Source organism: uncultured Reyranella sp., assembly GCF_945957355.1.
Lineage (GTDB): Bacteria > Pseudomonadota > Alphaproteobacteria > Reyranellales > Reyranellaceae > Reyranella.
In genome coordinates, this window is record NZ_CAMFKM010000019.1 from 1 (window position 1) to 20,679 (window position 20,679).

Genomic DNA, 20,679 nt, shown 5'->3' on the forward strand with positions numbered 1-20,679 from the left:
CCTACCGCCAGATGTCGCTGCTGCTGCGCCGCCCGCCGGGCCGCGAAGCCTATCCCGGCGACGTGTTCTATCTCCACTCGCGCCTGCTCGAGCGCGCGGCCAAGCTGAACGACAAGAACGGCGCGGGCTCTCTGACGGCGCTGCCGGTCATCGAGACGCAGGCCGGCGACGTGTCGGCCTACATTCCGACGAACGTCATCTCGATCACCGACGGCCAGATCTTCCTCGAGACCGAGCTCTTCTATCAGGGCATCCGTCCCGCCATTAACGTCGGCCTGTCGGTCAGCCGCGTCGGCTCGGCCGCGCAGATCAAGGCGATGAAGCAGGTCGCCGGCACCATCAAGCTGGAGCTGGCGCAGTATCGCGAGATGGCGGCCTTCGCCCAGTTCGCCTCGGACCTCGACGCCTCGACCCAGCGCCTGCTGGCGCGCGGCCAGCGCCTCACCGAGCTGCTGAAGCAGGGCCAGTTCTCGCCGATGCCGGTCGAGGAGCAGGTCGTGTCGCTGTACGCCGGCACCCGCGGCTTCCTCGACTCGCTGCCGGTGAACAAGGTGAACGACTTCGAGCATCAGCTGCTCGATGCCGTTCGCGCCGAGGGCTCGATCCTCGCCTCGATCCGCGAGAAGCGCGAGATCGTCAAGGAGACCGACGACAAGCTGAAGGCGTTCCTCGGCGATTTCGTCAAGAAGTTCGCCTAAGGCGCCCGCAGGTTTAGATGCCCAGTCTCAAGACCTACCGGCTGCGGATCCGAAGCGTCCAGTCGACGCAGAAGATCACGAAGGCCATGAAGATGGTGGCGGCCGCCAAGCTGCGGCGCGCCCAGGAGCAGGCCACGGCGGCCCGTCCCTATGCGGAAGCCATGGACAAGATCCTGGCTTCGCTGGGCGCGAGCTTCAAGGGCGCAACCGGCGGGCCGCGTCTGCTGGCGGGCACCGGCTCCGATCAGGTCCACCTGGTCATCGTCGCCACCGGCGACCGCGGCCTCTGCGGCGGCTTCAACAGCACCATCGTGCGCGAGGCGCGGCGACAGATCCGCGCCCTGCTGAACGAAGGCAAGACGGTCAAGATCTTCTGCGTCGGCCGCAAGGGTCGCGACCAGCTGCGGCGCGACTTCAGTTCGCTGATCGTCGAGACGATGACCGACCTGGGCCGTCCGCGCCTGTCCTTCGGCGACGCCCAGAAGGTCGCCGCGCGGGTCATGGAGATGTACGACGCGGGCGAATTCGACGTCGCCAAGGTGATCTTCAACCAGTTCAAGTCGGCGATGACGCAGGTCGTCACCGTCCAGCAGCTGATCCCGCCGCCGATGCCTGAAGCCTCGGCCGCGCCGGCCGCGGCCGGCGGCGCGATCTACGAGTTCGAGCCGGACGAGGGCGAGATCCTCGCCGACCTGCTGCCGCGCAACCTCACCGTCCAGATCTTCCGCGTCCTGCTGGAGAATGCGGCGAGCTTCTACGGCTCGCAGATGACGGCCATGGACAATGCCTCGCGCAACGCGGGCGACGTGATCAAGAAGCTGACGTTGCAGATGAACCGCTCGCGCCAGGCGTCGATCACCAAGGAACTCATCGAGATCATCTCGGGCGCCGAGGCCATCTAGGCCGGCTGCCAGGCAATCGAAGGAAAGGGATCCGTAATGGCTACCAACAACATCGGCACGATCACCCAGATCACGGGCGCGGTCGTCGACGTTCGCTTCGAAGGCGAACTGCCGAACATCCTGAACGCGCTGCACGTGAACGCCGACGGACGCCTGGTCGTGCTGGAAGTCGCCCAGCATCTCGGCGAATCCGAGGTCCGCACCATCGCGATGGACACGACCGACGGCCTGGTCCGCGGCGAGAAGGCGGTCGACACCGGCGCCCCGATCGCCATGCCGGTCGGCCCCGAGACGCTGGGCCGCATCCTGAACGTCATCGGCGAGCCGGTCGACGAGCGCGGTCCGGTCGGCAACAAGCAGACCCTGCCGATCCATCGCAGCGCGCCCGAGTTCGTCGAGCAGTCGACGGAAGCGCAGATCCTGGTCACGGGCATCAAGGTCATCGACCTGCTGGCGCCCTACGCCAAGGGCGGCAAGATCGGCCTGTTCGGCGGCGCCGGCGTCGGCAAGACCGTGACGATCATGGAGCTGATCAACAACGTCGCGAAGGCGCACGGCGGCGTGTCGGTGTTCGCCGGCGTCGGCGAGCGTACCCGTGAGGGCAACGACCTCTATCACGAGATGATCGAGGGCGGCGTCATCAAGCTCGACGGTCCGGGCTCGAAGGTGGCGCTGGTGTACGGCCAGATGAACGAGCCGCCGGGCGCCCGCGCCCGCGTGGCACTGTCGGGCCTCACCGTCGCCGAGTACTTCCGCGACGCCGAAGGCCAGGACGTGCTGTTCTTCGTCGACAACATCTTCCGCTTCACGCAGGCCGGTTCGGAAGTGTCGGCGCTGCTGGGCCGCATCCCCTCGGCGGTGGGTTATCAGCCGACCCTGTCGACCGACATGGGCGCCCTGCAGGAGCGCATCACCTCGACCAAGAAGGGTTCGATCACCTCGGTGCAGGCCATCTACGTGCCCGCCGACGACTTGACCGACCCGGCGCCGGCGACCTCGTTCGCCCACTTGGACGCCACGACCGTGCTCAGCCGCTCGATCGCCGAGCAGGCGATTTTCCCGGCCGTCGATCCGCTCGACTCGACCTCGCGCATGCTCGACCCGCGCGTCGTCGGCGAAGAGCATTACAACGTCGCCCGTTCGGTGCAGCGCGTGCTGCAGCAGTACAAGTCGCTGCAGGACATCATCGCCATTCTGGGCATGGACGAGCTGTCGGAAGAGGACAAGCTGGTCGTGAGCCGCGCCCGCAAGATCCAGCGCTTCCTCAGCCAGCCGTTCCATGTCGCCGAGGTGTTCACGGGCACCCCGGGCGTGTTCGTGAAGCTCGAGGACACGATCAAGGCCTTCAAGGCGATCGTCGCCGGCGAGTACGACGACCTGCCGGAGCCGGCTTTCTACATGGTCGGCACGATCGAGGAAGCCGTCACCAAGGCCAAGAAGCTCGCGGCCGAGGCGGCCTAAGCACATGGCCAAGGTCTCCTTCCGTCTGGTGATGCCCGAGCGCGAGCTGCTCGCGACCGAGGCCGACATGGTGGTCGTCCCGGGCAGCGAAGGCGACTTCGGTGTCCTCCCGGGTCACGCCCCGCTGGTCTCGACCGTTCGCCCCGGCGTTCTCGAGGTCTATCAGGGCAGCAAGGTCGAGCGCCGTTTCCTGGTGGCCGGCGGCTTCGCCGAAGTCACCCCGGAGCGGTGCACGGTCCTCGCCGATGAGGCTGTGCCCTTCGAACAGGTTACCGTCGCGCAGCTCGACGACCGCGAGCGCGCGGCGCGCAACGATATCACCGACGCCGCTACGCCCGCCGAGAAGGCCGCCGCCGAGAAGAACCTGGGGATCGCCCAGGATCTGAAGCGCGCGCAGGCCTTCTACGCCAGCCGCTGATTTCAGCGCTACTGCGCAATTTTCAGTCGAAAAGTAATCCGGTCTGCCATTGAAAGGCGGGCCGGAGGCGGCTTTATTACGCTGGTAAGACAATGCGCCGGGGGCTCGTTGATGGGTAACTGGACACTCGAGACGATCGCCTGGGATCGCTTCGATGCGTCGAAGGTGGATCCTGAGATCCTCCGCAACATCAAGGCGGCGGCCCTGGTGGAGCGGAACGGCGGCGACTACGGCATCTATCTCGGCCGGGTCTTTGCCGACGACCCCGAGTTCATGGCCGCCGTCGACAACTGGGTGACCGAAGAGGTCCAGCACGGCATGGCGCTCGGTCGCTGGGCACAGCTTGCCGATCCGTCCTGGGATTTCGATGCCGCCTTCGAGCGCTTCCGGACGGGCTACCAGGTGCCGCTCCATGTCAGCGAATCGGTGCGCGGTAGCCAGGCCGGCGAGATGATCGCCCGCTGCATCGTCGAGACCGGCACCAGCTCCTACTACAGCGCCCTCAAGGATGCGACCGAGGAGCCGGTCCTGAAGCAGGTATGCCAGAAGATCGCAGCTGACGAATTCCGTCACTACAAGCTCTTCTACGAACACCTCAATCGCTGCCTGGAACGCGATCGGCTGAACCGGTGGTCCCGCCTGCGTATCGGCTGGGGACGCCTGGCCGAGAGCGAGGACGACGAACTGGCCTATGCCTACTTCGCCGCCAACGGGCGGCCCGACGCTGTCTACGACCGCAAGCGCAACATGCAGGCCTATGCCAGGCGCGCCTATCCGCTCTATCGTCAGACCCATGTCCAGCGCGCCATGGCGATGGTGTTGAAGGCCGTAGGGCTGGAGCCGCAGGGCCGCCTCAACAACCTGATGACCCGCGCGGGCCTGTGGTTCCTTCGCCGCAACGCCGCCAAGCTGGCGTCGCAGGGGGCTTGAAGCGTCTCATTGGAGTGGCGCGCTCCGATGATCGGTCCTGCACTCAGGAAATCAGGTCGGCGAATTCCTGGAACACCGCGTCGTAGACAGCCTTCTTGAACGGCACGATCAGCCCCGACAGTTCGCTGGGCGCAATCCAGCGCCAGGCCGCGAATTCCTGGTCGTGCGCATCGATGTCGATATCGGCATCCGTGCCGGTGAAGGCCAGCGCAAACCACTTCTGCGACTGACCGCGCCAGCGACCCTTCCAGTAGGCGGGCCGCCGCTCCTCCGGCACCTCGTAGGAAATCCAGCCGGCGCTCTCGCGCAGCAGCAGCGCCTTGGTCGTGCCGACCTCCTCGTGCAGTTCGCGGCAGGCGGCCTCCACCGGCGTCTCACCCCTGTCGATGCCGCCCTGGGGCATCTGCCAGGCGTCGGGCTGGTTGGCGCGGCAGCCGACGAAGACACGGCGGTCCGGAGCGATCAGCATCAGGCCGACGTTCCGTCGATATTCTTGCGGGGTAATGGCGGTGGTCATGGACCTCGTCAGGGGCGGAGCTGCGCCGGTTGGGCCCGCAGGCGAGCCATGCAGGCGTCGCGGCACTCGAAATGCCCGATGATCGGCACGAAGGACAAGGTCGATTTTCCTTCCTGCCCCTTGTACCAGGCGGCGATGGCGGTGATGGCCTCGTCGTCCGGCTGCACGACGCCGAAGGCATGGCGTGGCGCGCGGTCGGCCGATGTCTCGCCAACCCAGGCGCCCAGCCGGTCGAGATTGCCGCCGACGCCGTCGCCCGCGAGCTTGTAGTCCAGCACATCGGTGCTGCGGGCATAGCCCACGCCCAGCTCCTCGGTCAGGCGCTGGATCGGCGATGTTCCGGGGGCCGGATTGACCTCGATCACCGCGAGGCCTCGCTCGGCGATCTCCATGACCAGCGGCCGCATCACCGTCTCAGACTGAGCTGCGCGGCCGGGTGGCGAGATCACCAGGCCGACATAGCCTTCGCCGCGCGCCAGGGTGGCGCGCAGGCGACGCAGGTTCTCCGGCCCATCGGCGGTGGCTTCGATCGGCCGCACGCCGCGCTCGGCGACGGCGGGATCGTCCATGGGCAGCATCAGGTAGCTCTCGTGGCCGAACGTACGGGCCTGCGCCAGCCAGCGCGGCAGGTCGGGCGTACCGGGCAGGAATGCCAGGCTGACCTCGGGTGGGAGGTCCTCGATGGCACGACGCATCGCGGCCTCGTTGACGCCGATATTGATCACGAGCAGGCCGAGGCGCGCCGGCGGGCCCGCCGGATCGAAGCGCCTCGCATTGGCGATCCATGGCATCCAGCCGGAGGGTGCTACGCGCGGCAGGCGAAGCCCGTCGGCGGTCGTCTCGGTCATCGCCGCGAGATCTTCGGCGGGCAGGCTGCGGAATCCCGACGGCTTCGGCGGGCGACGCGGCAGCGGCAGCGACAGTATTCCAGCCGCCGGTGGTGCCAGGGCGACGGGCTCCCCGGTTACGGGCGGCGGTACCGAGGCCGCCACGGCGCTATCGACGAGCTGCGGAGTCCTTTCACCGAAGTCGCCGAAGGCGACGCCGGCCGAGGCCGCGATCAGTCCGATCACCAGGAGATAGGCCGCGACCAGACCCCTGGGGTCTGGCCGTTTCTTTGCGATTATCGCGACGCGCCGGCCGGGACTGGCCATGGCGTCATCCTCGGAGTGCGGTCAGTTGGCCTTTCCGGTGTAGAGCGAGATGCCGCGGATCAGGTCGGCCGCGCGCAGAAGCTGGTAGTCGGCAGCCTGCTCCTTCGGCGGCTCGTCCGGGTCGCCGGCCGGCGCTGCCTGCGGCGCCGCCTGCGGGGCGGTCTGGCCGGCCGCCTTGTCGTCGGTCTTGTCGCCCGGCTTGCCGGCTTCGGGCTTCGCGGGCGCCGCCGGCTTCTCGTTCGGGTTGGTGATCGAGCGGCGCAGGTTCTCCTCGCGGAAGCTCGAGCGCTGCTGGATGTTCTCGATCTTCGCGGGCTCGACCTCGATGTCCGGCTTGATGCCTTCCTTCTGGATCGAACGGCCCGAGGGCGTGAAATAAAGCGCCGTGGTCAGTCGGATCGCACCGCCGCCGGTGACCTGCATGATGGTCTGGACCGAGCCCTTGCCGAACGAGCGCGTGCCGAGAACGATGGCGCGGCGGTGATCCTGCAGCGCACCGGCCACGATTTCGGAGGCCGAGGCCGAGCCGCCGTTCATCAGCACCACGATCGGCAGGCCGTTGGCGACGTCGCCGGGCTTGGCGTTCCAGCGCTGCACGTCGTCGTTCTTGCGCGCCTTGACCGAGACGATCTCGCCCTTGTCGAGGAAGGCGTCCGACATCGCGATGGCCTGGTCGAGCAGGCCGCCCGGGTTGTTGCGCAGGTCGATGATGTAGCCCTTGAGCTTGTTGCCGGCTTCCTTCTTGAGCTTCTCGACCGCGTCGAGCACGCCGGGCGTGGTCTGCTCGGTGAAGGAGGTGACGCGGATGTAGCCGATGTCGCCGCCCTCGAGGCGGAACTTGACCGGCTTCACCTTGATGGTCTCGCGGGTCAGCGAGACGTCGAACGGATCCTTGGTGCCGCGGCGGATCGAGACCTTGATCGGCGTGCCGACCTTGCCGCGCATCTTCTCGACGGCTTCCTGCAGGGTGAGGCCTTGCACCGGCTCGCCGTCCAGCGCGAAGATCAGGTCGCCGGGCAGGATGCCGGCCTTCGAGGCGGGCGTGTCGTCGATCGGAGACACGACCTTGATGACGCCATTGTCCATCGTGACCTCGATGCCGAGGCCGCCGAACTCACCCTTCGTCTGGACCTGCATGTCCTTGTAGGACTTGGGGTTCATGTAGCTCGAATGCGGATCGAGCGCGCTCAGCATGCCGTTGATGGCATTCTCGATGAGCTGCTTCTCCTCGACCGGCTCGACATAGTCGCGGCGGATTCGCTCCAGCACGTCACCGAACAGATTGAGCTGCTGGTAGAGTTCGCTCTTGTCGCCGCCGGCGGCCTTCGGATCGGGGGCTTTGGTCTGCGCGAGGGCGGGTGTGGCCAGGAAAGCCACGGCCGTGGCGAGGGAGGCGAAGCGCAGAAAGGTCATTTGGGTGCCTTCAGGAGGGAGTCGCCAGGGGCTTTGGGAGCCCGGCGATCCGGTGTTTCAGCGTGGGTTGGAAGATACAGGGGCGTCTTTGGCAGGATCAAGGCGCCGGGGCCCGGCGCCGCTTCACAAATCAGGCAGAGGCTGCGGCCGCTGGGCGCGGTACCGCCAGGACAGCAGGTCGAGAGGCGTTCGAGAGCATTGATCTACCGGTCATTTCCACGGGTTGCGGAACGCCCATCAGGGCCAGCATCGTGGGGGCCACGTCGGCCAGCTTGCCGTCGGTCAGCGAATGGACCGAGGCGGGGGCGTTGAACAGCAGCGCGGGCACCCGGTTCAACGTGTGCTGGGTGTGTTTCTGATGCGACTGCTCGTCGTACATCTGCTCGGCATTGCCATGGTCGGCGGTGACGAACATGACGCCGCCGGCCGCCTGGATCGCCTGCATCAGCCGTCCGAGGCAGCCATCGACCGCCTCGACCGCCCTGGTCGCCGCCGAGAGGTCGCCGGTATGGCCGACCATGTCGGTGTTGGCGTAGTTGACCACGATCAGGTCGAACTTGCCCGATCCGATGGCCTCGACGAGCTTTTCGGTGACTTCCGGCGCGCTCATCTCCGGCTTCATGTCGTAGGTCTTCACCTTGGGCGATGGTACGAGGATGCGCTCCTCGCCCTCGAACACGCGCTCCTCGCCGCCGTTGAAGAAGAAGGTGACGTGGGCATATTTCTCGGTCTCGGCGATGCGCAGCTGCTTCAGGCCCGCGCGCGACACCGTCTCGCCGAGACCCATCTTGATGATCTCGGGTGGGAACAGCGTCTTCAGGAAGGGATTGAGCGCGGCCGAATACTCGGCCATGCCGACGGCCGTACCGAAAGCCACGACGCGATTGCGGTTGAAACCGTCGAACCGCGGATCGAGCAGTGCCGTCAGAATTTCCCGCGCCCGGTCGGAGCGGTAGTTGAACATCAGCAGGCCATCGCCGTCCTTCATGCCGGCATAGCCGTCGATCACCGTCGGCAGGACGAACTCGTCGTCGAGCTTGGCCGCATAGGCCTTGTCGACGGCCTCCTTCGGCGCCATGGCCCTTTCACCGTTGGCATCGACCATGGCGTCGTACGCCAGGGTCACGCGCTCCCATCGCTTGTCGCGGTCCATGGCATAGAAGCGGCCGGTCACGGTGGCGAAGCGGATCGGCAGGCCGGGCTTCAGTCCGGCCTCGATATGGTCGAGGCATTCCAGCGCGCTGCGCGGCGGCATGTCCCGTCCGTCGAGGAATGCATGGATCCAGACCGGCACGCCCTGGCCCGCGACGAGGTTGGCGAGGAAGACCAGATGGTCCTGGTGGGCATGCACGCCGCCCGGCGAGGCGAGGCCCATCAGATGCAGCGCCGCACCGCTCTGCTTCAGCCGCTCGATCGTCCCGGCGAGGGTCGGGCTCCTGGCGAGCGAGCCGTCCTCGATCGCATTGTCGATGCGCGGCAGGTCCGGCACGGCGACCCGGCCGGCGCCGAGATTCATGTGGCCGACCTCGGAATTGCCCATCTGGCCCTTGGGCAGGCCGACGAAGGTCTCGGAGGCGTCGATCAGCCCCTGCGGGCAGGTCGCGACCAGCCGGTCGAAGTTCGGCGTGCGGGCGCCCAGGATCGCGTTGTTCGAGAGATCGGTGCGATGACCCCATCCGTCGAGGATGCAGAGCAGGACGGGACGCGGAGCAGGAGACGCCATTACGAAGCCTTCCGGATCTGGGGCTGGGCGCGTTCGACGGCATTGAACTTGTTGGGACAGCTCAACTCGCGCGGATCGGTGTTGGGATTCTGGTCCGGCACCTCGATGGCGCAGAACACGAACTCGCCGCGCGGTTCGCCGTCGATGCTGACATCGTAGGTGTAGGTGCCGGGCGGATCGCCAGGGATGATGCACCAGGAGCGCTGCAGCACGCCGTCCTGCACCGTCTCGAGCATGCGCGTCGTGGCCTTGGTCTTGTCGGCGCTGACCTCGGTCTCGGGGCCGGCGATCACCTGCTCTGCCGGTTGCGAGGTCGTGAGGACCTCCTTCAGCGAGACGACCCGGTTGGGGCCGCCGAGATACATGCGCCACCCGAAGCAGGCGCGGTGGAACAGGAGCGGGATGGCGTTGGTCTCGTAGTGGCGCTGCTTTCCGTCTTCGCCCGTGATCGAGACGTAGGGGATGCTGCGGACGGGCTTCGCGGCCGGCTTCTGGACGGGTGTCGTCGGGCTCGTCGACTGGGCCATTGCGGCGCTCGAAGCGGCTGCCAGGAGAAGGGCGGACGAAGTGGCCACGAGCCACCGGGAGAATGGGTGCATGGTGCCAATGTAGCCCCGGTTTTTCGTCAGAACAGAGGCAAAATCGCCTTTTCAGGCCCGATGATAGGGATGGCCGGCGAGGAGTTGCTGGGCGCGGTAGATCTGCTCGGCCAGCATCCCGCGTGCGAGGAGATGGGGCCAGGTCATGGCGCCAAATGACAGGACGAGCGTGGCTTTTTTCAGCATCGCTTCCGTGTGGCCATCGGCGCCGCCGATCAGGAAGGCTACATCGGAGACCGACGTGTCGCGCCAGCCACCCAGGCGGGCGGCGAAGGTTTCGCTGTCCAGCACCTTGCCGCGGCGGTCCAGCATCACCAGCGTCGCGCCGGCCGGGGCGGCTTCGAGCAGCAGCTCACCTTCGCGCTGCATGAGCTGGGGCGCCGGCAACTTCCGCTTCTCCTCGATCTCGCGCAACACGAGCGGCCAGCGGATGCGGCCGGCATAGTGGTCGTAAAGGTCCCGCTCCGGCCCGCGCGAGGCGCGGCCGATGGCGGCAATCGTGATCTTCAATCGAAGCTCACGCCGCCGGCATCACGAGGCGCGCTTGCGTCGGGCCGCGGGCTTGGCCGCCGCCTTCTTCACGGCCGTCTTGCGGACGGCGGTCTTCTTGACCGGCTTGGCGGCGGCCTCGTCCTCGAGCGCCCACATCTTTTCGAGCGCATAGAAGGCGCGCGCTTCGGGGCGGAAGACGTGCACGATCACGTCGCCGGCATCGACCAGCACCCAGTCGCCGGTCTGCTTGCCTTCCACGGGCGTGTAGCCGTGGCCGGTCTGCTTCAGCTTGTCGGCGAGATGCTCGGCGATGGCCACGACCTGGCGGGTCGAGCGGCCGGAGGCGATCACCATGTAATCGGCGAAGGCCGACTTGCCCTTGAGGTCGATGACGACGATGTCCTCGGCCTTGTTGTCGTCCAGCGACTGGCGCACCAGTTCGAGGAGCGCGTCGGAGGCTTTGCTTCGATCGGGAAGCGTGCGGGTCTGGGCGGGGATGGTCTTTCCTTTCGATCTGGTCCGTCGGGGCCGCCCGGCGCGGATGGCCGTCGCGGAATGTTCATCCAACCTGCTCGGGATAAAGCACCAGGCCGGCGGCTCGCAAGTGGCCAGCTGCCGGGCCTGGTCCGCTCCCAGGCGGAATCGCGCGAAGGTTCGCGGCGCCGGCGAGGCCAGCGCGGCAAGGCCCCAGCCCGGCCGCGCGAAGGCTGCGATGGCAACGGTTGCGAACAGCTCGCGCCAGTTCGCCCAGTCGACGAGCTGGGGCAGGATGTCGGCCCCCATCAGCCAGACGAACTTCGCGTCACGGTAGACGCGCTTCAGCGCCCGCACCGTGTCGAGCGTGTAGCGCGTGCCCAGCACCAGCTCGGGCGCGGCGACGCGGATGCGCGGATGGCGGGCGAGCTGGCGGGCGCGGGCCACACGGGTCGAGAGCGGCTCCATGCCGTCGCCGCTCTTCAGCGGGTTCTGCGGCGAGACCACCCACCAGACCTCGTCGAGGCCGAGCCGCTTCAGCGCCTCCAGGCTGATGTGCCGATGGCCGTCATGCGCCGGGTTGAACGAACCGCCCAGCAGGCCGATGCGCCGCGTCGTGGCCCGCGATACGCCCGGCATCGGGTGCAGGCTCATGACGCGATGTTCACGGGCGAAGCGTGCCCGTGCCGCGCACGATGTTCTTGTAGGTCGTGAGCTCGACCAGCCCGACCGGGCCGCGCGCATGCATGCGGTTGGTCGAGATGCCGATCTCCGCGCCCAGGCCGAACTCGCCGCCGTCGGCGAACTGCGTGCTGGCATTGTGCATCACGATGGCGCTGTCGACCTCGCTCAGGAAGCGCTGTGCCGTCGCGTCGTTGTCGGTGACGATCGATTCGGTGTGCTGGCTGCCGTAGCGCGCGATGTGCCGGATGGCGCCGTCGACGCCGTCGACCGTGGCGACCGAGATGATCGGTTCGAGATATTCCGTGCGCCAGTCCTTCTCGGTGGCGGCCAGCGCCTTGGGATCGCGCTTGCGGACCTCGTCGTCGCCGCGCACTTCGCAGCCCAGCTCGTGCAGCCTGTCGAGCACCGGCTTCAGGTGCGTGTCGAGCGCAGCGCGGTCGACCAACAGGGTCTCGGCGGCGCCGCAGACGCTGACCCGGCGCATCTTGGCGTTGGCCACGAGGTCGCGCGCCATGGCGACGTCGGCGTCACGATCGACATAGACGTGGCAGATGCCGTCATAGTGGCGCAGCACCGGCACGCGGCTTTCCTGCGTCACGCGGTCGATCAGCGAGCGCCCGCCGCGCGGCACGATGAGGTCGAGCCAGTCCATGGCGCGCAGCATCTCGCCCACGGCGGCGCGATCCGTCGTCGGCACCAGCGCCACGCAATCCTCCGGCAGGCCGGCACTGGCCAGCGCGCGGCGCAGCAGCTCGACGATGGTGCGCGAGGAATGGAAGCTGTCGGAGCCGCCGCGCAGGACCACGACATTGCCCGATTTGATGCACAGCGCACCGGCATCGGCGGTAACGTTGGGCCGCGCCTCGTAGATCACGCCGATGATGCCGATCGGCACCCTCACGCGGCTGAGGGCGAGACCGTTGGGCCGTTTCCACTCCTCGATGATCGCGCCGACCGGATCGGGCAGGGCGGCGATGTCGTCGAGGCCCTTGGCCATCGCCTCGATGCGCGCGTCGTTCAGCAGCAGCCGGTCCTGCAGGGCGCTGGTCATGCCGGCGGCCCTGGCCGCCTCGATGTCGCGCGCATTGGCGGTCAGGATCGCGCTCTTTTCCGCGCGGATCAGGCGGGCGGCTTCGAGGAGCGCCCTGTTCTTGGCGTCGGTCGGAGCGTTGCGCAGGAAGGCGGCGGCGGCTTTCGCGCGGCGGCCGAGCTCGGCCACGATGACCGTGGCGTCTTCGGCGGGCTTGGTCTGGACGTTCATGGACTGCTCCGTCTGTTCACTCGACCACGAGGTCGTCGCGATGGACGATCTCGTCGCGGCCGCGGAAGCCCAGCAGCCGCTCGATGTCGACGCTCTTGCGGCCGGCGATGCGGCGCGCATCCTCGGCGGCATAGGCGACCAGCCCGCGCGCGAGAACCCTGCCGCCGCGATCCTTCACGTCGACCACATCCCCGCGCCGGAATTCGCCGGCGACCGCGGTCACGCCGGCCGGCAGCAGGCTCTTGCCGGAGGACAGCGCGCGCACCGCACCATCGTCGACGACGAGCGTGCCGGCAGTCTTGAGCGAGCCCTTGATCCACTTCTTGCGCGCCGACAGGGGCGAGCCCTCGGGCAGGAACCAGCTGCAGCGCGCGGTGCCGTCGATCAGCGCGCCCAGCGCGCCCACCTTGCGGCCGTCGGCAATGGCCATGCGGCAGCCCGCGGCCATGGCGATACGGCCGGCCATCAGCTTGGTCACCATGCCGCCGTTGGACATCTCCGAGGCCGCAACACCTGCCATCGCCTCGATCTCGGGCGTGATCTCGCGGATCTCGGGAATGAACGTCGCCGAGGTATCGCTGCGCGGGTCGCCCGTATAGAGACCGTCGATGTCGGACAGCAGGACCAGCGTGTCGGCCGAGATCATCTCGGCGACGCGAGCGCCGAGGCGGTCGTTGTCGCCGAAGCGGATCTCGTCGGTGGCGACCGTGTCGTTCTCGTTGATCACCGGGATGGCGCCGAGGCCGAGCAGGGTGGCCATGGTCTGCCGCGCATTGAGGTAGCGGCGGCGCTCCTCCGAATCGTTCAGGGTCAGCAGGATCTGCGCCACGGTGATGCCGTGCCGTGCCAACGCCTCCTGGTAGGCCTGGGCGAGCCGGATCTGGCCGGTGGCCGCGGCGGCCTGGCTCTCCTCGAGGCGCAGCGGCCCCGACGCCAGCTTGAGATGGGTACGGCCCAGGCGAATGGCGCCGGACGAGACCAGCACGACCTCGCAGCCGCCTTTGTGCAGGCGCGCCACATCGTTGGTCAGGGCCTCGAGCCAGTCGCGCCGGACCTCGCCCTTCGTCTCGTCCACCAGGATCGAGGAGCCGATCTTGACGACCAGCCGCCTGGCGCGGGCGAGGGGAGTCATGCCGCGTCCTCGGCGGGTGCGCGCTGCTTGTCGACCAGCTTCATCAGCTCGTGCAGCAGCGGTTGGACGCCCTGGCCCGAGACGGCCGAAATCACATGCACGGTCTTGCGGCTCACCTTCGCGAGCTGCGCGCGCTTGGTTTCGATGTCTTCGGGCGTCATGGCATCGGTCTTGTTGAGGGCCAGGATTTCCTTCTTGCGCGCGAGGTTGCCGCCATAGGCCTTCAGCTCGCGACGCACCGTGCGATAGGCATCGGCCACGTCGTCCTGCGTGCCGTCGACCAGGTGCAGCAGCGCGCGGCAGCGCTCGACATGGCCGAGGAAGCGCGTGCCGAGGCCCGCACCTTCATGCGCGCCCTCGATGAGGCCCGGAATGTCGGCCATCACGAACTCGCGCTCGCCCACCTTCACCACACCGAGGCCGGGGTGCAGCGTCGTGAATGGATAGTCGGCGATCTTGGGCTTGGCGTTGGTGTTGGTGGAGAGGAACGTCGACTTGCCGGCATTGGGCAGGCCGACCAGGCCGATATCGGCGATCAGCTTGAGCCTGAGCCACAGCGCCATCTCCTCGCCGGGCCAGCCCTTGTCGGCGCGGCGCGGCGCGCGGTTGGTCGAGGTCTTGTAGTGCAGGTTGCCATAGCCGCCGTCGCCGCCCTTGGCGATGACGATCCTCTGGCCGATCTCGGTCATGTCGGCCAGCAGCGTCTCGTTGTCCTCGGCGAAGACCTGCGTGCCGCGCGGCAGGCGCAGCACGATGTCCTTGCCCTTGGCGCCGGTGCGCTGGCTGCCCATGCCGTGATGGCCGGTCTCGGCCTTGAAGTGCTGGGCGTAGCGGTAGTCGATCAGCGTGTTGAGGCCGTCGACGCATTCGAGGATGACGTCGCCGCCGCGGCCGCCGTCGCCGCCGTCCGGACCGCCGAACTCGATGAACTTCTCACGGCGAAAGCCCGCGCATCCCGCGCCGCCATTGCCGGAGCGGATGTAGATCTTGGCCTGGTCGAGGAACTTCATGGGTAGGGTCCAGAAACGAAAAGGGGGAACGGCGAGCCGCTCCCCCTTCACAAATCCAATGGGATGAACGGCTCTATTCGGCAGCCAGTGCCGGCGCCGGGAGCACGTTCACCTCGACCTTGCCACCCGACCGGGTGCGGAAGGACACGACGCCGTCCGCGACGGCGAAGAGGGTGTGGTCGCGGCCGACGCCGACATTCTCGCCGGCGCTCATCTTGGTGCCGCGCTGGCGGACCAGGATGTTGCCCGAGACGACCTTCTGGCCGCCGAAGCGCTTCACGCCCAGGCGCTTGCCGTCGGAATCGCGGCCGTTACGCGAGGAGCCGCCTGCTTTCTTATGTGCCATCGTACTACTCCGGTCGCTTCAGTTAGGCGACGATCTGTTCGATCTTGACCACCGTCAGGTCCTGACGGTGACCGTTCTTGCGCCGCGAGTTCTGGCGACGGCGCTTCTTGAAGACGATCAGGTGCTCGCCGCGGGCCTGCTTCACGATCGAGCCCACGACCTTGGCGCCGGCAACGGTCGGCGCGCCGACCTTGTCGCCGACCATCAGCACGTCGGTGAATTCGACCTTGGCGCCGGCCTCACCGTCGATCTTCTCGACCGTGAGCTGGTCGTCGGCGGCGACCGTGTATTGCTTTCCACCCGTGCGGATTACGGCGATCATGATGACACCTGGCTTGAGGTTCTCCGGCTCGAATTGCCGAAAAACACGAAAGAACGCGGCGGACCCGCAGGGCCCGCCGAAGAAGCGCGGAATATACGCATGCCGGTTCTTGAGTCAATGTCGGAGAAGCGCCGGGCGATGCCTCGTCGATGGGGCGGTTCGGGCCCGGAAAATCCAATGATTTCAGGGGGCGACGCGCGGGACAGCGCTCGCTGGAAACATCAAACGGCCTCCGGGTGTGCGATCTGGGGGTCCTTAAGAGCTTGAATTGATGCGCTTATTCGGATTTCCGCCTCCCTGTGCCGGAACCTGTTGCTCCCCCAAGGACGCCCGCCTATAAACCCGCGCTCGGAGAGGTGCCGGAGTGGTCGATCGGGACGGTCTCGAAAACCGTTGTGCGTGCAAGCGTACCGTGGGTTCGAATCCCACCCTCTCCGCCATTTGTCCGTGAACTGACAGTCTCTCCGTCCCCGCGACGGCCACAGAAAGCCCAATAGCCGCGGGCATTCCGATTTGGACCTGTTGACCGGCCTCGGCGCCGGAAGGGCCGAATGTCTCTCTCCCAGGCCCTTTCTCTCCAAAGCTGATGACTGCGGGATTTAGTACGCTTCTTGTAAGTCTCTGATCTAATTGACGAATTCGGGGCGTGGTTCTGCGTGTTTCGATGGTCCGGGCGGTCAGAGAGCGGAGCCGGGATCCGAAGTTCGGGTAGGCGCGGCCGCAATAGCTGGACCTTCGTCGTTATGCACTCGTATCAGCACGTGGCGGCGCTTGCGGTGGCGCCGCACCCTGATGGTAAGTCGCATCGAATACCGTGTCCGTTAGCCAGCGCTTGAAGCCGGGGTTGTCGCTGAACTGTTTGAACAGCTCGGTATGATCGGACAGCAGCTCTAGCACCACGCGATTGAGCGCTTTGTCATGCTCCAGCTTGGCGTTTTGCTTGTCGGAGTGCGCTTGTGCGTTCTGGTATGCCTTGTCCTGCGCCACCCGCGCGGGGATCTCCTCGGCGATAACCTTGCGGATCTTATCCTCGTCTTTCCACTCGATGTTCCCGAAAAGGTCATTAAAAGTTCTGACGATCGCTGAGAGCCTATCGATCTCTGCCTCGGCCCTGCCTCCACCACCTGCCGGCGGTACTGGCTCAACCGTGGCGTCCGCGTCGGCCATCACCATCTTCAAAGCAGCTTTGGCCTCCACTCGGTAGCTGTCCATGTCGATGGTCTCCAGCACCCCTCTTGAGAGGTCCTCTTCCTTGGGAGCGGGCAACTTGGGGATTAGGAAGTTCAGGAAGATCGACAGCTTTTCCCACGCCGGGTGGCCATAGCTCAGGATCGCGGCAAGGAAGCCGTAACTGCGCACGAAGGCTTTGGCTTTTCCCTTGAAGTTGACCTGATCGGCTTCGCCGAGCTTATCGTTGTATTCGGCCACGCAAGCATCGAGGACGGGGTCGAGTTTGTCCCGGTCTGCGCCGCTCAGGTACAGCGCCACCAAATCTTCCACCTGCGGCCAGCTATATACCTGCTGCCCGTCGAGTTCAGCCTTCAGGTCGTGCAGCTTGTTGGCGTCTGTCTCGCCGGTCTGGATGGTGGCGCGGTAGTAGTCCTGGAACGCAGACTTGACCGCCTCGGCGTTGTCGGCGAAGTCGAGCACAAAGGTGTCGTGCTTCTGCGGATGCGCGCGGTTCAAGCGCGATAGAGTCTGAACCGCCAGAACACCTGCTAACGGCTTGTCCACGTACATCGTGTGCAGCAGGGGTTCATCGAAGCCGGTGACGAACTTGTTGGCAACGACCAGGAACCGATACGGGTCTTGCTTGAGATTGGCCGGAATGTCCTTGCTCGGAAACCCGTTCAGATCGGCTTCGGTCTTCTTATGGCCCCCAATCGCAAAGTCACCTGAGTACGCCACGATGGCCTTATACGGGCTCTTGATCATCGTGAGGTAGTCCGACACCTCGCGCCAGTAGTCGATGGCCCTCGCAATGCCGTTGCACACAATCATCGCCCGCGCCTTGCCGCCGATTTTCTGCTTGCCCGCGACCTGTGCGATGAAGTGGTCGACCATGATCTCGGCCTTGCTGCGGATGGCCTTATCGTTTGATTCGACGTAGTGGCGGATCTTTTTGAGCGCTTTAACCTTGTCGAATTCCGGGTCGTCCGCCACCGTCTTGGCCACCTGGTAGAAGCTGTTGTAGGTGGTGTAGTTCTCTACTACGTCGAGGATAAACCTTTCCTGGATGGCCTGCTTGGTGGTGTAGGTGAGTTCCCCAGGTGAACGGAACTGGACCTCGTCGCCAACGAGGATCTTCTCGCCGAACAACTCTAGCGTCTTGTTCTTGGGGGTGGCGGTGAAGGCGAAGTAGCTGGCGTTGGCCAGCAGCTTGCGCGAGGCGATGCGCTTTTCGATTTCCGTGTTGACCGCATCCTGTGTGCTGTCTTCCTCGAACTCCTCCTCCGTAACCTTGCCACCGAGAGCTTCGTGCATCCGCGCCGTGGTCTTGCCGCCTTGGCTGGAATGCGCCTCGTCAATCAACAGCGCGAAGCTTTTGCTGGAGAGGTCACCCAGTTCATCAAGGATGAACGGAAATTTCTGCACCGTGGTGACGATGATTTTCTTACCGCGACGTAAGTACTCCCGTAATTCCTGCGCGTTATCGGAGTGGCCGAAGATCGCTGCCACGTGGTCGTAACCCTTAATGGTACGAGCGATCTGTGTATCCAGCGCGCGCCGGTCGGTGATGACGATGATGGAATCGAACTGCGCTGTCAGCGGGTCGTCCTTGCGACGAAGCTCCACCAACTGGTGCGCCAGCCAAGCAATGGTGTTGCTCTTGCCACTGCCTGCCGAATGTTGAACTAGGTAACGCCTGCCGACCCCATCGCCGTGTGCCCGACGCAGTAGGGCGCGAACCGTGCGCAACTGATGGAAGCGCGGAAAGACCTGCTTACGCTTCTTGCGCTTCTTGCTGCTGGCGCCCGCTTCTTCCTCTTCCACTACCTGCGCATAACTCTCGATGATGTTGGCCAGCGACTCGCGAGTCAAAACCTGCTTCCACAGGTAGTCGGTCTTCAGACCATCCGGGTTAGGCGGATTGCCTGCGCCGCTGTTCCAACCCTGGTTGAATGGCAAGAACCAAGACGCTTTGCCCTTCAATTCGGTGCAGAACGCGGCCTCCGCGTCATCGATCGCAAAGTGCGCAACGCATCGACCCAATTGAAACAGTAGCTCCTGGGGGTTGCGCGTGGTCTCATATTGGACAATGGCATCCGCTAACGTCTGCTTGGTCAGCGAGTTCTTCAATTCGAACGTTAGTATCGGCAGACCGTTGATGAAAATAACCAAATCCAGTTCGTTGCCGGAGTCGTTGCTGTAACGCACCTGCCTGGTAACGCTGAAGATGTTTCTGCCAAAGGCGTCCGCTGCGACGGCGTTGCCTGGCGTGGGCAGCAGTTTGTAGAGATCGACGTGTACCGGCCCATGGCTCACGCCCTTACGCAGCACATCCACCACGCCGCGCTTGGTAATCTCACCTTGCAGCCGGTGCAAGAACTGAGTGCGTTTGATACCGTCCGCCGATAGTTCCAGCGTATCTAACGCCTTGGGCTGGGTGGCTTGCAAAAAGGCTAGCAGTTGCACCACATCCAGCGCTACGTCGCGGTTGTAGTCGGTAGGTTTGCCCTGTTTGTAACCGTTGTGGGTTGCGGCGAAGTCGGTGGGAGCCAGGGCATGGCTGTACTCGGGCTGCGGCACGCCGGTCAGGCCGCGCACCACGCGCGCCTCGAACCAGCGCTCGCTGGTGTCAGTCTTAGCCATCGCCGTCCTCCGCGTCCGTCACATTCCCTTGGCCATCGCCGAGCGCGGCTAAGGCCGTGTCGTCCGCCATGTCCTCCGGGCCAGGCTGCCAGTCACGCACGTCGACTTGGCCTGTGACCGCGTCGGCAATCAGGCGGTCCCGGTATTCGCGGATCAGCTTGATTTCTTCTTCGGTGCGGGCGATGGCGTCATCAACTGGAGCCGTTTCAGCTTCAACGTGCCCCACGATCTGCATCTGCTCGATTTTGCCAGGAACGGGAAAACGAAGGCGCTTCACGTCACCGGACGAAAGGTGTTTCACCGTCGTCGATAGCGTAAGATCATTGACGAACTTGAGGGCTTTCGTGATGACTAGCGCCAAGTACTCCGTGGTGATCTGCTTACGCGGGCGTAAACAGCACATCCGCTGGTTTAGCAAGGCGCGCCCGCCACGCCAACGTGCTGCATTGAAGTCGCCATCCATTCCGACGATGAGATCGCCAGTGTTGATCACTGCTTCACGAACTTCCGGACCATTGAAGTGGACTTCCGTGTGGGTTCGATTTAGGTCGCGAATACGAACTAACGGATGCCCAATGGTCGCGTCAAAGAATCCACTGTCGAACGGATAGCCGTTGACGATCTGCACTGCGGAGCCGATGTGAACGACTTGCCAATGCTCCGGCACCTCGCCTAGCCATTCGATGCCGGACGGCTTGAGCGTGACCGCCGCGTCGAGACCACGTGTGACCGCTTGGTCGATGATGCGCAGCTTCTGCTCGGTGAGCAACTTGATGAGATCGCGCTTGGCCTTGATGAAGCGGGCGATGTGTACGTCCTGCGCGTGCAGGTAGGCGACGATCTGGTCTTGCTCAGGGCGCGGTGGCTGGATCAGCGTAATGTCGAGGAACTGGTTTGGATACAGTCGTAGGCGCGAGGATTGGATGCCAGTCGAGCGACCGATGTATTCAGCCACGTAAGCGCGGGTGCGCAACAGGTAGTCTAGGTAGGCCGGGTTGAAGCTGTCGGCGCGGTGCGGCCGGTACACTCCGTAGGCGGGACTGACGATGCCCACGTGTCTGCTCGCACCAAGCGCCGCCATCCATGCCCACAGCGTGTTGATGACGATGTCGCCTGGACGGCACAGCTTCGAGCCAACATAGCTCGCTGCCTTGAACATCGTGACATTCTTTTGGCTGCGCGGTGTGACGCCGGTTAGGTGCGATACCGACAGCAGTTCCTCCTGCCCGGTGCGCGAGCGTTCGTCTACCTCGCGGAAGAAGGTCTTGGCGCGTTGCTCGTTCCAGTGTTCTGGTACGGTAGGCAACCAACGCATCTTTGGCAGCCGGTA

General features: G+C 65.4%; 17 protein-coding genes, 1 tRNA gene and 2 pseudogenes. 6 read left to right on the plus strand and 14 right to left on the minus strand.

Going from position 1 to position 20,679, the window contains the following annotated elements:
• The 5 genes and pseudogenes from Q0Q48_RS23935 to Q0Q48_RS23955 form a co-directional block, all read left to right on the plus strand.
• Positions 1–698, plus strand: a pseudogene (locus tag Q0Q48_RS23935) (F0F1 ATP synthase subunit alpha); the annotation flags it as partial.
• A gap of 17 nt (positions 699–715) precedes the next feature.
• The gene (locus Q0Q48_RS23940; protein ID WP_295143733.1) at positions 716–1,600 is read left to right on the plus strand and encodes a F0F1 ATP synthase subunit gamma; all 885 of its coding nucleotides are present in this window, start codon (positions 716–718) and stop codon (positions 1,598–1,600) included.
• A 36-nt stretch (positions 1,601–1,636) separates the two neighbouring features.
• A complete protein-coding gene (atpD, locus tag Q0Q48_RS23945) occupies positions 1,637–3,061 on the plus strand; it encodes a F0F1 ATP synthase subunit beta (RefSeq protein ID WP_295143736.1) in 1,425 nt (474 codons plus the stop codon).
• A 4-nt stretch (positions 3,062–3,065) separates the two neighbouring features.
• The gene (gene atpC / locus Q0Q48_RS23950) at positions 3,066–3,479 is read left to right on the plus strand and encodes an ATP synthase F1 subunit epsilon (RefSeq protein WP_295143739.1); all 414 of its coding nucleotides are present in this window, start codon (positions 3,066–3,068) and stop codon (positions 3,477–3,479) included.
• Positions 3,480–3,590: 111 nt separating this feature from the next.
• Positions 3,591–4,409, plus strand: coding sequence for a ferritin-like domain-containing protein (locus Q0Q48_RS23955; protein ID WP_295143742.1), 819 nt, complete (start codon positions 3,591–3,593; stop codon positions 4,407–4,409).
• A gap of 43 nt (positions 4,410–4,452) precedes the next feature.
• Here the strand turns inward: Q0Q48_RS23955 and Q0Q48_RS23960 are convergent, their stop codons facing one another.
• The 12 genes and pseudogenes from Q0Q48_RS23960 to rplU form a co-directional block, all read right to left on the minus strand.
• The gene (locus tag Q0Q48_RS23960) at positions 4,453–4,926 is read right to left on the minus strand and encodes an RNA pyrophosphohydrolase (RefSeq protein WP_295143745.1); all 474 of its coding nucleotides are present in this window, start codon (positions 4,924–4,926) and stop codon (positions 4,453–4,455) included.
• Between the two features lie 8 nt (positions 4,927–4,934).
• Positions 4,935–6,080, minus strand: a complete 1,146-nt coding sequence (locus Q0Q48_RS23965) for a divergent polysaccharide deacetylase family protein (RefSeq protein WP_295143748.1) — start codon at positions 6,078–6,080, stop codon at positions 4,935–4,937.
• A gap of 21 nt (positions 6,081–6,101) precedes the next feature.
• Positions 6,102–7,493 (minus strand): S41 family peptidase, encoded by a 1,392-nt coding sequence (locus Q0Q48_RS23970; RefSeq protein WP_295143750.1) that lies wholly within the window; start codon positions 7,491–7,493, stop codon positions 6,102–6,104.
• Between the two features lie 130 nt (positions 7,494–7,623).
• On the minus strand, positions 7,624–9,216 hold the full coding sequence (gene gpmI, locus Q0Q48_RS23975; RefSeq protein ID WP_295143753.1) for a 2,3-bisphosphoglycerate-independent phosphoglycerate mutase: 1,593 nt from the start codon (positions 9,214–9,216) through the stop codon (positions 7,624–7,626).
• Positions 9,216–9,743 carry a hypothetical protein gene (locus Q0Q48_RS23980; protein ID WP_295143756.1) on the minus strand — a complete coding sequence of 176 codons (528 nt, stop codon included), beginning with the start codon at positions 9,741–9,743 and terminating at the stop codon, positions 9,216–9,218. Before Q0Q48_RS23980 ends, gpmI begins: the two co-directional genes overlap by 1 nt.
• Before the next feature lie 123 nt (positions 9,744–9,866).
• On the minus strand, positions 9,867–10,325 hold the full coding sequence (rlmH, locus tag Q0Q48_RS23985) for a 23S rRNA (pseudouridine(1915)-N(3))-methyltransferase RlmH (protein ID WP_295143759.1): 459 nt from the start codon (positions 10,323–10,325) through the stop codon (positions 9,867–9,869).
• 21 nt (positions 10,326–10,346) lie between these two features.
• On the minus strand, positions 10,347–11,435 hold the full coding sequence (locus Q0Q48_RS23990; RefSeq protein ID WP_295143762.1) for a nicotinate-nucleotide adenylyltransferase: 1,089 nt from the start codon (positions 11,433–11,435) through the stop codon (positions 10,347–10,349).
• Positions 11,436–11,445: 10 nt separating this feature from the next.
• Entirely contained in the window at positions 11,446–12,726 is a 1,281-nt protein-coding gene (locus tag Q0Q48_RS23995) for a glutamate-5-semialdehyde dehydrogenase (RefSeq protein ID WP_295143765.1), read from the minus strand.
• Between the two features lie 16 nt (positions 12,727–12,742).
• Entirely contained in the window at positions 12,743–13,858 is a 1,116-nt protein-coding gene (gene proB, locus Q0Q48_RS24000; protein ID WP_295143767.1) for a glutamate 5-kinase, read from the minus strand.
• A complete protein-coding gene (obgE, locus tag Q0Q48_RS24005; protein ID WP_295143770.1) occupies positions 13,855–14,868 on the minus strand; it encodes a GTPase ObgE in 1,014 nt (337 codons plus the stop codon). The genes proB and obgE overlap by 4 nt, the downstream gene beginning before the upstream one ends.
• Positions 14,869–14,941: 73 nt before the next feature.
• Positions 14,942–15,214, minus strand: a complete 273-nt coding sequence (gene rpmA, locus Q0Q48_RS24010) for a 50S ribosomal protein L27 (protein ID WP_295143772.1) — start codon at positions 15,212–15,214, stop codon at positions 14,942–14,944.
• A gap of 28 nt (positions 15,215–15,242) precedes the next feature.
• Positions 15,243–15,536 (minus strand): annotated as a pseudogene (gene rplU, locus Q0Q48_RS24015) (50S ribosomal protein L21); the annotation flags it as partial.
• A gap of 350 nt (positions 15,537–15,886) precedes the next feature.
• Between rplU and Q0Q48_RS24020 the strand changes: the two are divergent.
• Positions 15,887–15,976 (plus strand) — tRNA-Ser (locus Q0Q48_RS24020).
• A 301-nt stretch (positions 15,977–16,277) separates the two neighbouring features.
• Here Q0Q48_RS24020 and Q0Q48_RS24025 read toward each other — a convergent pair.
• Together Q0Q48_RS24025 and Q0Q48_RS24030 are read right to left on the minus strand one after the other, a co-directional pair.
• Positions 16,278–19,349: a type I restriction endonuclease subunit R gene (locus tag Q0Q48_RS24025; RefSeq protein ID WP_295143774.1), complete on the minus strand. Its 3,072-nt coding sequence runs from the start codon at positions 19,347–19,349 to the stop codon at positions 16,278–16,280.
• On the minus strand, positions 19,342–20,664 hold the full coding sequence (locus Q0Q48_RS24030) for a restriction endonuclease subunit S (protein WP_295143776.1): 1,323 nt from the start codon (positions 20,662–20,664) through the stop codon (positions 19,342–19,344). The genes Q0Q48_RS24025 and Q0Q48_RS24030 overlap by 8 nt, the downstream gene beginning before the upstream one ends.
• Positions 20,665–20,679: the final 15 nt, after the last annotated feature.

Bases quoted from the DNA above. Each gene is read 5' to 3' on its own strand.
- Q0Q48_RS23940 (WP_295143733.1), top strand. From the start codon at position 716: ATGCCCAGTCTCAAGACCTACCGGCTGCGGATCCGAAGCGTCCAGTCG.
- atpD (WP_295143736.1), top strand. From the start codon at position 1,637: ATGGCTACCAACAACATCGGCACGATCACCCAGATCACGGGCGCGGTC.
- atpC (WP_295143739.1), top strand. From the start codon at position 3,066: ATGGCCAAGGTCTCCTTCCGTCTGGTGATGCCCGAGCGCGAGCTGCTC.
- Q0Q48_RS23955 (WP_295143742.1), top strand. From the start codon at position 3,591: ATGGGTAACTGGACACTCGAGACGATCGCCTGGGATCGCTTCGATGCG.
- Q0Q48_RS23960 (WP_295143745.1), bottom strand. From the start codon at position 4,926: ATGACCACCGCCATTACCCCGCAAGAATATCGACGGAACGTCGGCCTG.
- Q0Q48_RS23965 (WP_295143748.1), bottom strand. From the start codon at position 6,080: ATGGCCAGTCCCGGCCGGCGCGTCGCGATAATCGCAAAGAAACGGCCA.
- Q0Q48_RS23970 (WP_295143750.1), bottom strand. From the start codon at position 7,493: ATGACCTTTCTGCGCTTCGCCTCCCTCGCCACGGCCGTGGCTTTCCTG.
- gpmI (WP_295143753.1), bottom strand. From the start codon at position 9,216: ATGGCGTCTCCTGCTCCGCGTCCCGTCCTGCTCTGCATCCTCGACGGA.
- Q0Q48_RS23980 (WP_295143756.1), bottom strand. From the start codon at position 9,743: ATGGCCCAGTCGACGAGCCCGACGACACCCGTCCAGAAGCCGGCCGCG.
- Q0Q48_RS23990 (WP_295143762.1), bottom strand. From the start codon at position 11,435: ATGAGCCTGCACCCGATGCCGGGCGTATCGCGGGCCACGACGCGGCGC.
- Q0Q48_RS23995 (WP_295143765.1), bottom strand. From the start codon at position 12,726: ATGAACGTCCAGACCAAGCCCGCCGAAGACGCCACGGTCATCGTGGCC.
- proB (WP_295143767.1), bottom strand. From the start codon at position 13,858: ATGACTCCCCTCGCCCGCGCCAGGCGGCTGGTCGTCAAGATCGGCTCC.
- obgE (WP_295143770.1), bottom strand. From the start codon at position 14,868: ATGAAGTTCCTCGACCAGGCCAAGATCTACATCCGCTCCGGCAATGGC.
- rpmA (WP_295143772.1), bottom strand. From the start codon at position 15,214: ATGGCACATAAGAAAGCAGGCGGCTCCTCGCGTAACGGCCGCGATTCC.
- Q0Q48_RS24025 (WP_295143774.1), bottom strand. From the start codon at position 19,349: ATGGCTAAGACTGACACCAGCGAGCGCTGGTTCGAGGCGCGCGTGGTG.
- Q0Q48_RS24030 (WP_295143776.1), bottom strand. From the start codon at position 20,664: ATGCGTTGGTTGCCTACCGTACCAGAACACTGGAACGAGCAACGCGCC.